This window comes from Paenibacillus aestuarii (assembly GCF_027789125.1).
GTDB classification, from domain to species: Bacteria; Bacillota; Bacilli; order Paenibacillales; family NBRC-103111; genus Paenibacillus_E; species Paenibacillus_E aestuarii.
The window spans coordinates 1-14764 of sequence record NZ_JAQFVF010000076.1 but is presented as its reverse complement, the minus strand read 5'-3'; the positions used below and the strand labels follow the sequence as shown (position 1 = coordinate 14764).

General features: G+C 42.4%; 14 protein-coding genes. 5 read left to right on the top strand and 9 right to left on the bottom strand.

Features of this window, described 5'->3' with window-relative positions:
* The 3 genes from O9139_RS26080 to O9139_RS26070 form a co-directional block, all read left to right on the top strand.
* Window positions 1-480: spore germination protein (locus O9139_RS26080; protein WP_270884680.1), on the top strand; the 480-nt coding region annotated here is incomplete at its 5' end.
* Window positions 464-1615, top strand: a complete 1152-nt coding sequence (locus O9139_RS26075; RefSeq protein ID WP_270884679.1) for a Ger(x)C family spore germination protein — start codon at window positions 464-466, stop codon at window positions 1613-1615. The genes O9139_RS26080 and O9139_RS26075, both read left to right, overlap by 17 nt.
* Before the next feature lie 13 nt (window positions 1616-1628).
* Window positions 1629-2717 (top strand): GerAB/ArcD/ProY family transporter, encoded by a 1089-nt coding sequence (locus O9139_RS26070; RefSeq protein ID WP_270884678.1) that lies wholly within the window; start codon window positions 1629-1631, stop codon window positions 2715-2717.
* A 302-nt stretch (window positions 2718-3019) separates the two neighbouring features.
* On the opposite strand, the gene O9139_RS26065 is transcribed toward O9139_RS26070, so the two are convergent.
* Together O9139_RS26065 and O9139_RS33530 are read right to left on the bottom strand one after the other, a co-directional pair.
* A complete protein-coding gene (locus O9139_RS26065) occupies window positions 3020-3412 on the bottom strand; it encodes a dehydroquinate synthase/iron-containing alcohol dehydrogenase family protein (RefSeq protein ID WP_270884677.1) in 393 nt (130 codons plus the stop codon).
* A 5-nt stretch (window positions 3413-3417) separates the two neighbouring features.
* Complete coding sequence (locus O9139_RS33530; protein ID WP_456299770.1) at window positions 3418-3525, bottom strand: hypothetical protein; 108 nt, start codon at window positions 3523-3525, stop codon at window positions 3418-3420.
* Window positions 3526-3916: 391 nt separating this feature from the next.
* Between O9139_RS33530 and O9139_RS26060 the strand changes: the two genes are divergently transcribed.
* Window positions 3917-4648, top strand: coding sequence for an HAD-IA family hydrolase (locus tag O9139_RS26060; protein ID WP_270884676.1), 732 nt, complete (start codon window positions 3917-3919; stop codon window positions 4646-4648).
* A gap of 147 nt (window positions 4649-4795) precedes the next feature.
* Here the strand turns inward: O9139_RS26060 and O9139_RS26055 are convergent, their stop codons facing one another.
* Window positions 4796-6274, bottom strand: coding sequence for a sodium:solute symporter family protein (locus tag O9139_RS26055; RefSeq protein WP_270884675.1), 1479 nt, complete (start codon window positions 6272-6274; stop codon window positions 4796-4798).
* A complete protein-coding gene (locus O9139_RS26050) occupies window positions 6264-6473 on the bottom strand; it encodes a DUF3311 domain-containing protein (RefSeq protein WP_270884674.1) in 210 nt (69 codons plus the stop codon). Before O9139_RS26050 ends, O9139_RS26055 begins: the two co-directional genes overlap by 11 nt.
* Before the next feature lie 957 nt (window positions 6474-7430).
* Here O9139_RS26050 and O9139_RS26040 point away from each other — a divergent pair.
* Window positions 7431-8171 carry an SDR family oxidoreductase gene (locus O9139_RS26040; protein ID WP_270884673.1) on the top strand — a complete coding sequence of 247 codons (741 nt, stop codon included), beginning with the start codon at window positions 7431-7433 and terminating at the stop codon, window positions 8169-8171.
* Window positions 8172-8907: 736 nt separating this feature from the next.
* Here the strand turns inward: O9139_RS26040 and O9139_RS26035 are convergent.
* The 5 genes from O9139_RS26035 to O9139_RS26015 form a co-directional block, all read right to left on the bottom strand.
* Window positions 8908-10008 (bottom strand): GerAB/ArcD/ProY family transporter, encoded by a 1101-nt coding sequence (locus tag O9139_RS26035; protein ID WP_270884672.1) that lies wholly within the window; start codon window positions 10006-10008, stop codon window positions 8908-8910.
* Between the two features lie 5 nt (window positions 10009-10013).
* Window positions 10014-11177 carry a Ger(x)C family spore germination protein gene (locus tag O9139_RS26030; protein WP_270884671.1) on the bottom strand — a complete coding sequence of 388 codons (1164 nt, stop codon included), beginning with the start codon at window positions 11175-11177 and terminating at the stop codon, window positions 10014-10016.
* Window positions 11174-12745: a spore germination protein gene (locus tag O9139_RS26025; RefSeq protein ID WP_270884670.1), complete on the bottom strand. Its 1572-nt coding sequence runs from the start codon at window positions 12743-12745 to the stop codon at window positions 11174-11176. Before O9139_RS26025 ends, O9139_RS26030 begins: the two co-directional genes overlap by 4 nt.
* A gap of 307 nt (window positions 12746-13052) precedes the next feature.
* Window positions 13053-13898 (bottom strand): hypothetical protein, encoded by an 846-nt coding sequence (locus O9139_RS26020; protein ID WP_270884669.1) that lies wholly within the window; start codon window positions 13896-13898, stop codon window positions 13053-13055.
* Entirely contained in the window at window positions 13891-14478 is a 588-nt protein-coding gene (locus O9139_RS26015; RefSeq protein WP_270881629.1) for a sigma-70 family RNA polymerase sigma factor, read from the bottom strand. Before O9139_RS26015 ends, O9139_RS26020 begins: the two co-directional genes overlap by 8 nt.
* Window positions 14479-14764 lie beyond the last annotated feature (286 nt).

Here is a 14764-nt window from a genome sequence, read left to right as displayed (position 1 = left end):
AGCGTCATTGAAGCATTATTGATGGAATTCATGTTCGAGGCACTCCGTGAAGCGGGAATTCGTTTGCCCAAGGCGACTGGTTCAGCAGTCAGCATCGTAGGCGCACTTGTCATCGGACAAGCTGCCGTCCAAGCCGGAATCGTATCTGCACCTATGGTAATCGTTGTTTCGATGACCGGCATTGCTTCTTTTGCCATACCTCGTTACAACATGAGCATCGCTTTCCGGATCCTTCGATTTCCGATGCTTCTCCTTTCAGGGATGTTCGGGCTATATGGAGTCGCTATGGGAACGATCGGGCTTTTAGCGCACATGGCCCGATTGGAGCCATTCGGCGTTCCATATTTGTCCCCTGTCTCCCCGTTACGTCCCCGGCAATTGAGTGATGTATTCATCAGAGCCCCACGAACGCATACTAGCCGAATCAGATATGGACTGTCCGTGTTTAGGAGGAAGAATAGTAATGAAGGGGAGCTGTAAAGTTTGCATATCAATACTGATACTCGCCTGTCTATTATGCGGCTGCTGGGATCGAAAAGAGCTGAATGATCAGGTTTTTGATCTTGCAGGCGGGATTGATTTGGACGAAGGTAAGGGCAAACGTTACCTTGCTACTGCTCAACTTTTTATTCCCTCCAAAACGGGGGAAGGACGAGCATCATCGAAACCGTCTTATTTTCTTGAGACAAGCAGCGGCACAAATATTTATGACTCGATCGAGATTATGCAGCGTTACCTTTCCAGGTCGATGACTCGCGGGCATAGACGCAATCTATTCATTGGAGAAAAGCTTGCAAAAAGCGGAATATCTGAAATTCTTGACTCTTATACTCACGATCCGGATAGCAGGCTTCGGACAGATATATGGGTAGTGAAAGACGGTACTGCGATGGATATTATGAAAGTCAACTATCCACTAGAGGAGCTCCCGGGAATGGCGCCTATCAAAATTCATCAGGCTACCGGAGGTATAGTCGGAAGTTCTTTAGTTGAATATTTAATAGCTTCCAGGGGAGAAGGAAGCTCGCCAACGCTGCCTGTCATGCAGAAAATATTTCCCCCTGGCCTTGCTAAGCCAACGATGATGTTCTATGGCCGTGCTATATTCAATCACGACAATCAGTTGGTGGGATACTTAGACAATGAAGAAGCGCACAATAGAGACTGGATCCTTGGATTAGGCAAATATATAGTTCTCACGAGCGAACTTCAGGGCCAATCATCCGGAGTCGTCTTCCAACCGAAAAGCAAAATCCGCATTACAGTCTTGGATTCTGACAAAATTCGAATTGAGATTGCAATTAAAGGGCATATCGTCATAAAAGAAAACAATACGTCGCTTGTGTTATCTAATTATTCCAATCTAATGAAACTTCAAGAATCATTCAATCAGGAGATCAGCAAGCAGATGCTTCAGCTCATCGAAAAGGTGCAGAAAACATATAAGTTAGACGTGCTCGGCATTGGAGAAACGTTGTATCGACAACATCCAAACTATTGGAAACAACACAAAAAGGATTGGGATACGATCTTCGTTAATTCCGAATTCGTCGTTCGAACTAATTTGGAAATCAAACAACTCGGACAACAAAATTCTTCGATTCAAGTCAAATGAAAGTTGGGATCACATGAAACTGTCTTTGAATCAGCTGTTCTGGCTGCTCGTAACGATGGAAATTGGAATGACTGCATTACTGGCTATCGGAGATGCCTTCAATGAAAGCGGCCAAGTGGCATGGTTATCGGTGTTTTTGGCTCTCCTGGCGAGCCTTGTCATCACCTACATATCCGTTAAATTGAGTTTATTGTATCCCGGAAAAACGTTTGATGAATTCGTATCCGATATTATCGGTAAGTGGTTCGGTAAAGTGATTTTCGTATTGTATCTTGCGATTTGGTTTGCAGTTGGGGGTATTATTCTTCGGGAGTACGCGGATTTCGTGTTTATGACGCTGTTCTCCAAAACACCGATTTGGGTCATTATGATTATGATGGTCGTGATGATGGTCTACACTGTAAATGGCGGCATCCAAACCTTAGGACGTTGCAGTGAGATCATCGGTCCCTTCATCGTAGGAACAATCATCTTGATAACTATATTTTTAACAAAGGATTTCCAGCCATATAGACTCTTACCATTAACTCCTATGAATGGTTTCAGCTCAGTAGTAAAAGGAAGCCTTGGGACGTTATCTTTCCTTGGAGAGTCAATCGCAGTATTAATGCTGGTTGGATTTCTGCCTACACAACGAAAAGTCACCGTTACAGCAATTGGTGGGGTTGCATTAGCTGGCATATTGCTTGTCGTAATGGCGGCAAGTACTTGTATGATTATTGGTCCCGTACTGCCAACTTATTTTATCTACCCCGTTTATTCGATATGTCAATATGTATCCGTTATGGAATTCATTCAAAATATTGACGTGCTCGCGGTGAACGTCTTAATCTTCAGCATCTTCATTAAGCTATCCATGTATTTGTTCATGACCAGTTACGGTACAGCCAAATTATTTGGAATTATAAGGTGGAGAAAGATGACAGGAATTGCCGCCGTCATTTTATTTCTGATTGCACTTTCTCCAAATAACATCGTGGTATCACAAATGTCGTTCCCTAGATTCTGGAAAAACGTTGTTCTCCCAATTTTCATCACCGGGTTACCGCTTTTTCTGCTAATTATCGCCATACTGAAACAGCGTAAACTTAACCTCCGGTAAAATGTTTTTGACGTTATAAAATGCTCTCAATCTGGGCTTCAAAGCAGCCTTGCTTATAAGTGTATAAATGAAAATAATTTTCACAGTTAGTAATAATCAAATTAAAGGAACCCGACGACTTTTAAATAAGCTCTTTTGTGCCATTGGAATCTATGTATACACGTTCCAATCAAACTCCTCCTATTAGATATCTGCGCTTCTATTCCAATACGAACAAAAAAACTCACCGACTTCGCAGCATTCTAAGTTATCTAAGTCAACAAGGGGCTATCTCTTATGAGACAGCCCCTCTGATAATTCCATTATAAAGAATTTCTCAAAATTTTTCTGATGTCTTTATTTGTAAGAGGAACATAGCTACCTACTTGCTCTGCGAGCATAGCCCTTTCCGTCATCAGTTCAATTTCCTTATCATCTATTCCATAGTCCGATAATTTTGTAGGTGCTCCGATGGATGTCCAAAATTTCTTTAGAGACAAGATCGCTTCCGATGCCAATTGAGCATTCGTTTGTCCTGTCCGATTCAAATCGAATACACGAACACCCAGCTGTGCGACTTTCTCCGGACGCACAGCCGCGACGTGTTCCATCCAATGCGGGAAGAGTATCGCGAGTCCCCCGCCATGTGGTATGTCATGGACAGCCGATACAGCATGTTCGATTAGATGCGTCGCCCAATCCGGTTTAACACCCATTGCAGTTAGTCGTTTAAGGCTAATGTTCCATTTAACAACATGACTTCGCGATATTCGTAATTGTTCAAATTGTTCACGAGCTTAGGTGCTGTCTCGATGACGGTACGAAGAATCGCTTCACCGATTCTTTCTTGGAGAGGTGCATTACTAGAAGCATGAAAATACTTTCGAAGACATGGGACATGATATCAACGATACCGTATCGAACATTCATGTAAGAGGAGCATAGATCCTGAAAGCTATTTTGTTCGTCTACCTACACCTAAACCATGATTAGGGGTACGACCCCGAATTAAATATTGACGATAAGATGGTTAGGGGTTACTGGTACATATATAGATCAACTGGGGTTCCAATCCTCCTCTATTACTCTAAGACCATTTTTTCCTGAGTTTGCTCTATATTCCTGGTTTTATGCATGATGTGTTAGGAATTTAGCCATATTAATTCATGATAAATCATATAATAATACAGTTTACATTCCAATCATCACCGGAGGTTCTGATGGATATTTCAAAAATAAAAATTATAATGTTCGATACTTTCGGTACTGTAATGGATTGGCATGGTGCTATTGTAGAAACTGGCATTTGTTTAGGAAATAAGTATGGTTTCTCAATAGACTGGCATTCATTTGCAAATTCATGGAGAGTGGAAGGTTATACTAATGCAGTTGATGAGATAGTAAAGGGTTTAAGACCCGTGGAAAAAATTGATGTGCTAAATAAAAGGAAATTGCTTGAGTTAATTGAGCGTTATGGAATCACTTTTATTAGCCCAGAGGATATAGAACAACTTAACTTAATATGGCATCGCTTAACACCATGGTGCGATTCTTTACCTGGATTATTACAATTAAGCAAAAAATATATGTTAGGCCCATTCTCTAATGGTGATTTTAGACTTTTATTAGATATGGAGAAATACTGGAATCTACCATGGGATTTTATAATATCAGGTCAAATGTTTAATAAATTCAAGCCTGACCCAACCATTTATATGGATGCAGTGAATCTTCTCGGTGGAAAATCTCAAGAAATATTGATGGTTTCAGCACATCCTGCTGACTTGGACGGTGCTGCTAATGCTGGTATTTCAACTGCCTATATTCCTCGTCCTTTTGAATTTGGTAAGTATAGCGGCGGTTATGTTGAACCACAAAATAAAATTAAAACTAAACCTAATTTAATAGTAAGTGATTTTGTTTGTTTAGCAAATATTTTAGGAACATGCTAATATTTATCTTTTATGTGTGACAGAATCAAGTAAGAACTTTATCCCATTCCCGACAAAAACCCATCGTCACTTCACTTTGACGATGGGTTTTTTCAACGCTATGCATGTAAGTGATCGCTTTCAAAGCCATCTTGGCCACATTTTTCCTCATTTAATCATGTTTTTCGAGTCAAAAATTGTTTCCATGACCGAATTAGTACGAATCTTTGCTTTTTTCAAATAAATTATATTTACCAATCCGAGTACTACAATGTTGACGAAGAACCCCCAAAATCCTTCATACAAGCCATAAGTTTGACCGCTTGCATAAACAAGGAATACTGTAAGCATACCTGCAATCAAACCAGATATAGCCGCTTCTTTGGAAAGGTTTCTCCAAAATAAACTGAAGACAACGGCAGGGAAAATCTGCACAATACCTGAAACTCCCATAAGTTGAAGAGAGACCAATGCATTGGGAAACATTAATCCAAAAATCAAAGCCAGTCCAATAACCAGAAAGACCATATAGCGGGTAACACCGGTTAATGTTTTCATGCTGGCTTTAGGTGCAATCAAATCTCTATAAATATTATTTGCGAATAAATTGGATGCCCCAATGGCCATTATAGAGCAAGGTACTAGAGATGCAAGCGCTATGGTTGAGTAAGCCAAGCCCTGCATCACACCTCCATAAGTCTGATGAATCAATATTAGAAAGACGTAGCGTGGATCTGTTCCTTTCGCTACTACAAGACTCGCTGTGATACCAAGAAAAGTTACAAGTATCAATACAATATTATAAAAAGGAAGGATAATCGTATTTTGCCGTAGCGATTCGGCGCTTTTTGCACTAAATATGCCTGTAACTGTATGCGGCCACATGAACAAAGCCAAAGCAGATACTAACGCAGCAGTAGAAAACCATGGAATCCCCTTTGTATTAGACGAAGAAATTGTTAACATTTGAGGTGACTTAGCTACTACCGTATCTATCATACTTCCCCAGCTTCCAAAATGAATCATAGGAATAGTCACAACCATGTATAACATGATGACCCAAACCAAAATGTCCTTAATAATCGCTGTGTAAGTGGGGGCTTTAATTCCACTAAAAAACGTATATAAGGCTACTAAAGAAAAAGAAACAATTACCACTAAGACAACATTAATTTGCCCATTACTCGCTATCTTAATCGTATCTAATATCCCGCTTAGCTGGAGATCAATATATGGGATTAGCATAAAAACGCCAATTATCGCGATTAATACAGATAGAGTTTTACTTTCAAATCTGCCTTTAACATAGTCGGCTAAGGTACTAAATGAATGGGCTTTCCCGACTTTCCATAGTTTAGGTAAAAAGAAATAGGCAATCGGATACGCAAGCACTACGTAAGGAGTTGCAAAAAAGGCGATGCTTCCACCTTTAAAAGCAGAGCTCGTAAGTCCAAGGAATGTATAAGCTGTATAAATATCTGCACCAATCAAGAACCAAACGAACAAGCTGCCCAATTTTCTTCCACCAAGGGACCATTCTTCAACAGAGCTTCTTGATGACTTGTTCCGACCTGCTGCAAAGCCAATCAACATGACGAGAATAACAACGGTTGCTGTTATATAAAAGGCCATCAAATTAGTGCTCATGATTCAACCCCCCTGACCGTTTCTGAATCTGATAAATCGTCAAAGTAAAAAACGGCGTCAGAATCATCCATAAAAGTAGCCAAAAATGAAGTAATGGGATCCCAAAAATGAAAGGATATATTCTATTTACCAATGGCAGCGCTATCAATTGAGCGATAAAAGGAATAATCGCTAATACAAAGATGATGATCTTTTTCATCTAACAGTTCCCCCCTGGTGAGTATAAATCACATTTATTTTATATTACCGCTGCTTCGTCATTATACAATGAATCCTCTTCCCCTTTGAAATATAGATTATTGATAATATCTATCTGAAATGCAGATACTTAAAGTTACAACGGAAGCCAACAACCAGATGGTTGGCATCTACAAAGCAAAGAGACCCCATCAAAGTAACAACAATGGAATATATGGATTACACTTCCGTGCTAGTGCGACGGCTCTTTACTATGCCTTTTTCTATGTATAACACCGTATGAATCTGCATTTAATAATTAAGCTTATCGCCACGTGAAAAAACATTTACTAATCCTACCTAAACTACCACCGCGATTATGCTCATATGTTTGTGTCGTGGGCTCGCAAACATGGGTGCTTTGAATTAAAAAATCCTTGAATTACGGGAATCTAAGAGCACTCATGTTTGTGTCTCCGGACATCTTACTTGGCCAGTTGGCGTTTCAATTGCTCGACCACGCCTTTCGTTGAAGCTTATACGCTGTACGTCGGGAGCATCGTACCAGAGATGCACATAGAGAAGTTAATGATGGTTCCTCCTGGCGATATATCCTTCATTGCTTGTTGGCAAGAGAAATATGTCCCTCACGTTGTGCGCAAAATGCTGATCGAATATCTCCTATGTCACGTTCGCGATCGCATTGTTTTCATGATGCCAGCATTATTGACTGAAATGTCTACACGTCCGAATAGCTCGAGCGCCTTAGAGATGATTTTAGAAACATAAGTTATTGGTCAATATAGAAAAAATGTTAATCAAGGTGTGCACTAATAATCCGAACGTCGCTTGAGTAACCTAATCTTTAACGGGCCTTCATTTTGCGGCTTTATGAGTCCTAAGGATCACATTTTATTTGCCGTAGCTCCTAAAACTTCAATAAGGAGCCAGCCCAAAATAATTTGATAGGAGATATCTGATGAGCGAAGGTATTAAAAACAAGGTAGTTCTTATCACGGGTGGCGGTACTGGTCTCGGAGCTGAGACCGCGCGTCACCTCGCATCCAAAGGAGCAATAGTGGCGGTAGCTGCGCGCCGGAAGGACAAGCTTGATGAGGTGGTTAAACAAATCACAGAGGCAGGCGGCAAAGCCGCAGCATATACCCTTAATGTGGTCGAGAAGGAACAATTTAAGGCTGTCGTCGATGCGGTCATTGCCGATTTCGGAAAACTGGATGTGCTCATTAACAACGCCGGCGTTATGCCGATCCGTCCCATGGCAGAGGTGAACACCGACGAATGGGACGCGATGATCGATATCAACCTCAGGGGGGTTCTTTACGGGATTGCCTCGGTCCTGCCAGTCTTCCTTGCCCAGGAAAGCGGCCATATAATCAACATCAGCTCGGTTGCTGGTATTAAAGTCTTCTCGCCAGGTGGCACCGTTTATTCGGGTACGAAATTCGCGGTTCGCGCGATTTCCGAAGGCCTGCGTCATGAAGTCGGCAACAAGGTTCGCGTATCTTCAATCGAACCTGGGGCGGTAGATAGCGATCTGAAATTCAGCACAACAGGCACGTCTCAATCCACCGTAATGGATTTCTACAAATTGGCTATTCCCGCTAGCGCGGTGGCACGAGCAATCGCCTTTGTCATCGAACAGCCTGCGGAGGTCGATATAAACGAGATCGTTCTGCGTCCCACAGTGCAAGACTTCTGATGCCTCAAAACAACTGTCCCATATTATCGCTATTCGCCCACAAAAACTCGCCGAGTAAACCTTGACTCGGCCTTAAATAGCTAACGAACGTCTCTTAGCTTAGTTGCTCGCTCCCCAACCAAATATTCAACCACTCCTCGTGACATTTCTTTACACATAACTAAAAATCCGACACTCTAGGGGAGGTCGGATTTTTTTATTCCTTTTCGCAAACGTCAAATTCAACAGGTCAAATTATGTTCCCCGGGATCCGTTTTCCTAAACCCGTTTCATTACAATATGCTGTGATGGGAAGATTGATTATCCAGCACTCCATCAGTTAGATCAACCAGAAACTAAAGTGATTAAGAATACATAGCCATCCATATCTTATCGCGATCCATCGGGAATGTCATAATGTTCTTGTCAAAATCGGGAATGTCCCCAAGTTCTTGTCATCTGATTTTGACAAGAACTTGAGGACATAAAAAGAAAAAGTCGCATTACATGCGTCTTTTAATGTAACCACGTTCTTGTCACCCGACACTTGTCTAAGGCTGTCCTCTCCTTGTCGGATGACAAGAACTTGCCATTCAACCATTAAGGGTTTGATACTTCCATCGGTTACGAAATAATACCCTCTTAAACCACCTTGCTCGGTTATTGTCGCCAACTACTCGAGTTGGTTTGTTTCTCTTTTATTGATCTAAAAGATTACAGCTGGGCAGCTAGCCAATTTCGTATAGAGAAGAATTGACTATACCTTTTGAGATCTTAACCTTACAAAAGATACGAGCCACAAGATACAAGGTATTCCGATCATAAAAATCGGAAAAATCCAGCGAGTACCTACGTGAAAGGGGAATATGACGGATGCTTCTACATAGTTCCGAGGCAGCATAGCAAGGATAGAAGCAATTGCTGCTACTCCGATGCAAAGAGGCACCCACTTTCGAATTTGAAAAAGCTGACTTGCTGTGTAGGAGCAAACGAACAAATATACACACAGCTTAACGAAGATACTCATGATCCAGATGGAAATGGCTATTACGTCAAGATTTTCAATAAACCCGTATATCGTAACGGATCGAACCAGCATGAGAAACGGGTAAGCAAACGACCCTCCTACCTCTTGGGTAAAGACGCAAGTAACTATAATTGTCGAAATTGCAGTAAGTAGACCTGTTGACACAACTCCCCATATAGCATTTTTCATCCATTGATTGCGGCCATCCACAAATCCACCGATAACAAATATGAGCATACAGTCCCCCAAAAAAGTCGAGGCAGGAAGCGCTCCTGTAATAATGTCAGACATATTAGCATCGGTCAAAACTGGTAGGAGATACTCCAGTTTTATTTTGCCGATGCTTAACAGAACCGGGAGTAAAAAGCCTAATAGTAAAAATGGCCCCACGATCTCACTACAACGGCCAATTCCACCTATTCCGTGGATGCTCAAATACAGTACGGTACAAATCATCAACACAATTGCTGCAAAAATAGGCGTTCGCGGCAAAATCGTACCGATAATAAAATCTCCATATTGTCGGAGAATGAAGGACAACGTGAGGAGAAATTCCGCTAAATAAGCAAAAGTAATGACTTTTCCAATCGATTTCCCCAAAATTTCGCAACTGAATTCTGCCAACGTTTTTCCGGGATAACGCATACAAACCCACGAGCATAAATAAGCGATTCCTGCGCCGACTGCTGTACTAATCAGTATGGAGAACCAAGCATTCTGTTTTGCGTGATTCAATCCGGGCGCAATCGTTAATAAAATCGTCATGACCATTTGATTGGAAATAAGAAGCCAATACATTTGACGTCCGTTGATTTGCATATTTTTAATCAATACTATCACTCCTTCTTATGGAGCATCTTTTGTTGCAGGTCGGAAATACCGGCACGACGTAAACGGCAGTCCGTCTCCACACTTACTTCCAATTTCTTGTAACGCTCGTCCCAGTTTACTGTTTTCCATTCCATAGGGTAATGACGACGGAAGCTGTCTGCGGACCCTAATATGTCAGCGTTCCAGCGTTGCTGGCTATGCTTTATTAACTTCAAAATTTCGGCAGAGAGTTCTTGATTGACGTTCGCTTCCAGCCGTCTTAATTGATCTTTAGGTGAAAATAGATCAATAGTAGTCGTGTTTTGCTCAATGTAACCATCTGCCTTAAATTTAATCTTCAACTTCCATTTCTCTCCTTGAATACTTGGCTCCAAATGAAACTTCGATCCTTTTAAACCAATAGTAATCGGATTGGTTTTGTTCTCAGGAAAAATAGTAATCGTAGAATAAGTCGGTAAATTGTATAACCGGTTAAGCGAATCAAAATCTCCCTTATCCATATCAGCGACCATCTTTTCCTGCTTGATAACGGAAAAGCCCCCGATACTTAGTACCCCGCTTTGTTTCTTGCCCGACATGACAACCATGTTTGTGATCCGCGGTAGAATGCATGCTTTCGCAGAAGATGCCGTTTTTTTCATTACTTCTGTTAAAGTAAATTTCTGCAGGTTTCTCGATTTGGCCATTTTCACGATGATTTCAATCGTGTTTTGCTCATTAACCAATTTCATCAATTCCCTTGCACTTCCTTCGGCTATCAGCACTTTAGACTCCTCCCGAGGTTCGACATCCCGCCATAAAAAGTCGAGTTCTTCAGCAAATCCTCTTTTTGCCAGCGCCTCACCCAAAACATATATTTTGCTGTGCCCCCAAAAAAAAGAACGTGGAAGTTTTTTCTGAAGTTCAGATAATGCCTCGGACAAGGTACTTCCTGAACTCATTAGCAAAAAAATATTGCCTTGGCCATTTCCTTCTTGGCTCCCTCCTGAAGGGCTTGGAATAAATACTTGAATAGTTACAGCAACTTGGTTGTTTTCCCCGAGATCAATCCCTGTGGCGATGATCAATGCAAGATCGTTCACCTCTCTCCTATCCCAGCAGCCCGTTAGCAATAGAATCGATACGGCTAGCATAAAGCCGTAACGTGTCGAATATGCAATTTTTCTCACTCCTGTTCCCCCTTATCATTTTCAGAGGGGAGTTTCAGCCGATTTCGATCTAGGGCGTGAGAGAAAGCAGGACGTTTACGCATCTGTTTCCAAGGTGCACGAATCAGGACGTCTTTCATCTCCGTGACGTTCATTGGCGCCATAGTGGACATATATGGTACACCGAATGACGTAAGGATGCACATGTGACTAATGATTGCTAAAATACCGAGCATCATGCCAAGCAAGCCGAACGAACCCGCCAGCAGCATCAACGGAAAGCGAAGCAGCCGCAATGGGATGCTTGCCGAATACTGCGGAATCATGAAGGAAGAAATACCTGTGATCGCTACAACCATTACCATCGGTGCAGAAACCAACCCAGCTTGGATCGCAGCCTGGCCGATGACCAAGGCGCCGACGATACTTACTGCAGCGCCTATTTGTTTAGGGAGACGAACTCCTGCTTCCCGTAAAGCCTCAAAGGTAACTTCCATCAAAAAAGCTTCAAACAATGCCGGAAAGGGAATTTCCTCGCGTGATTTGGCTATCCGTAAAAGTAATGTGGTCGGGATCATTTCTTGGTGGTACGTCAGAACAGCAACGTATGTAGATGGGGCAATTAGTGAGACGCACACAAACAAATACCTAACCCAACGAATCGCTGTACCAATTGGAAAACGTTGATAATAATCCTCAGGAGACTGAAAGAATGAAAAGAATGTAGTGGGTAGTATCAGTACAAAGGGCGTTGTATCTGTGATAATAACAATCCTGCCTTCTAAAAGCGCAGCTGCCGCGGCATCCGGCCTTTCTGTGTTCTGCATTTGGGGAAAGGGAGAGTAATTAGTTTCCTCGATCCATTCTTCAATCACACCGCTTTCAAGAACGCCATCAACATCAATCGTTCTCAATCTTTCTTGAACTTCCGTAATCAATCGAGGATCCGCTATTCCCTCGATATAAGCCAAAACAACCGACGTTTGTGAATAACGTCCGATAGTCATTTTTTTCATTTTACATGAAGGATTTTTTAATCTACGCCGGAGAAGAGCCATATTCGTTCCGAGAGTTTCTGTAAAGCTCTCCCTTGTTCCACGTATGACTGACTCAGCCTGTGACTCTTCCAGCGATCGCTGCTCCCACTTAGAGAGGCCGAAAACAAACCCGTTTGAAACTCCTTGAACGAGCATAACAGGATTACCAGAAGTAATCATTTGCACGATGTCTTCAAAATAAGTTATCTCTTTAATATCGGTAATAGCAACATGCTCTCTGATGTCTGAAAGATTTAGATCTGTTTTCCAAGCTTCGATAATTGGTTTCAATACGCACAGGTCAAGTTGGGCCGTGTCCGTTAATCCTTGAATATAAATAATCGAGGATTTTACGGTTTCTCGTACAGAAATATCATGGAACACAGCATCTTCGCAATCGGCAAATATGGAACGAAGAACAGTAACATTCCCATACAGGTCGTTTGAAAGAGCAGAATCACATGCTTTAGACATCCGTTTCACCCCTATAAACATTTTTTGCGTAGAATTTGTTTTTTTTTTTATATTTTTACCAAAAATGATCTTTCTCATTATTAAATTCCTCGGTTTCGTGCGTTGGAAAAATCTTATTCCGAACCAATCGTCCCGAAAAGTATTAACATCCAATAGTGATTAGGTTTAATCGTCTAGAAGTCGGTGTCTAAATGTAGGTACTTTTGTGTCATTGGACATTGCTGCGCGAAACGGGCATTTATTAAAAACAAAAAACATCATTCATTTTTTGAATGATGTTTTTTTGTGCCTCCCGGCTAAATTGTAAGCCTGGCAACATACTTATCAACGTATTCACGCATAAACGGTTGGAAGATAACAAATGTTGCACGACTTGAGTCCAATTTTATTGACGAGCCGCAGGAGCCGGAGCCGCTCGCTGCGTTTGAATCAAGTTGTCTACATTGGACTGCGACTTATTAATTTGCTCTTGCGTCAAGGGCTTGCCAACGCCGAAGCTCTTGACGATTTTCTTCAGCGTATCCGCATCGAAATCATCCATCGCATACATCTCCACCGTAAATCCCTTGTCCTCCCAGATAACAATTCCATTTGCAAAATACAGCTTGGTCCCATCGATCATTTCAGTTTTCACTTCGCCAGTCGTTTCAATTCCGTTCTTGCCGCCTTGCGAAATCAAGAAATTCACGGATTTTTCGCCTTGCGCGTATTGCACCTCTACCATCGTCTTACCGTGAATGACGGTGTTGACATACTTGAAGTCAGCCATCCAGGATGGAGCCGGAAAATTCATTCCCACGGCGGTACGGGCTTCGTCCACGGTCATCGTCGGCCGCGTCGGCAGCTCCACTCTATCGGTTTCGGACCCTTCCTTCTGGGCGGAGGCATTTTTGGCAGACGCCGGAAGCTCCTTATCGACTTGAACGATGTCCATATTGCCTACATGAAACTTCGCCAAGATCGATTGCATCATACCTTGGGCGTAGGAGGTTGTAGACAGCACTCCGCCAATCAGCACTACACCAAGTACAGCCACAGTAGCCGTTTTCCATGTTCTATTCATCGTTGTTATCCCGTCCCTCATCGTATTTTTCTGTGAAATGGTTTGCGTCTCGATCTTATGTACCAGACGCCTGTGAATCCGCTCTTTCGCCAATGGATTATCAAGCTTTGTATTTTCAAGCAAATCGATCACATCCTCAAATGGTTTGAGGTCTTGTTTATTATTCATCCATCAACCCCCCTGTCCCCAAAAATTTATGCAGCTTCTTCAAGCTCCTGTAGACAATGACACCGATCTGGGATTCACTTACTCCCATGAGTGCCGCAATCTCCGAGTTTTTGAGACCGGCGGCAAACTTCATAGCGATGATGTTGCGTTCCTTGTCGCGCAACTTGGCAAACGCTTGAAACAGCGCCTGATGGTCGTCAACCTGGATGGCTAGCTCCTCGGGAGAAGGCTTCGGCCAGATCAACTCGGTAATCGAATCCAAGGAAAAATGAAATCTCTTTTTCCGGGCGCGAAAGTAATCGGTGACGGCATTCCGTACTATGGCGAACAACCACACCTCGAATACGGCTTTTTCCTCGGAGAAGCTGCCATAATTGACAATCACCCGTTCAAACACTTGGCTGCAAACATCCTCCGCCTCATACTGATTCTGAATCCGGTAATAAATATACTTGTACACGCGGTTAAAGTACTGTTCATAGATCCGGGAAAATTGTTCGGTTGACAGAACCTCTCCGGCAGCACGGAGCTTGTCCGTTCGCTCCCTGAATATGTCCTTGTTTACTCGGACGCTCTCCATTCGCTTTCCTCCTTCCTATGCTTCTATTTCATCCAAGCAAGCCGGTTACGTATGTTAATACGCCGCTTAATGAAATCCATTAACAAGCAGCGGTCGTTTTTTTCTTCAAGTCACTATTATAGAGCATGAAAAAAAATGCGGGCACCAGCAATCGCTGGAAACCCGCATCCACTATTACGGCGTTAATTCGTTTTTCACGGATTCAAGATTTGATCCACATACCGCTGGCTATGTCGGCCCTCAGGGCACTCACCAGTTGCTGAAAGCTGCCCATGTAGGTGGTGTT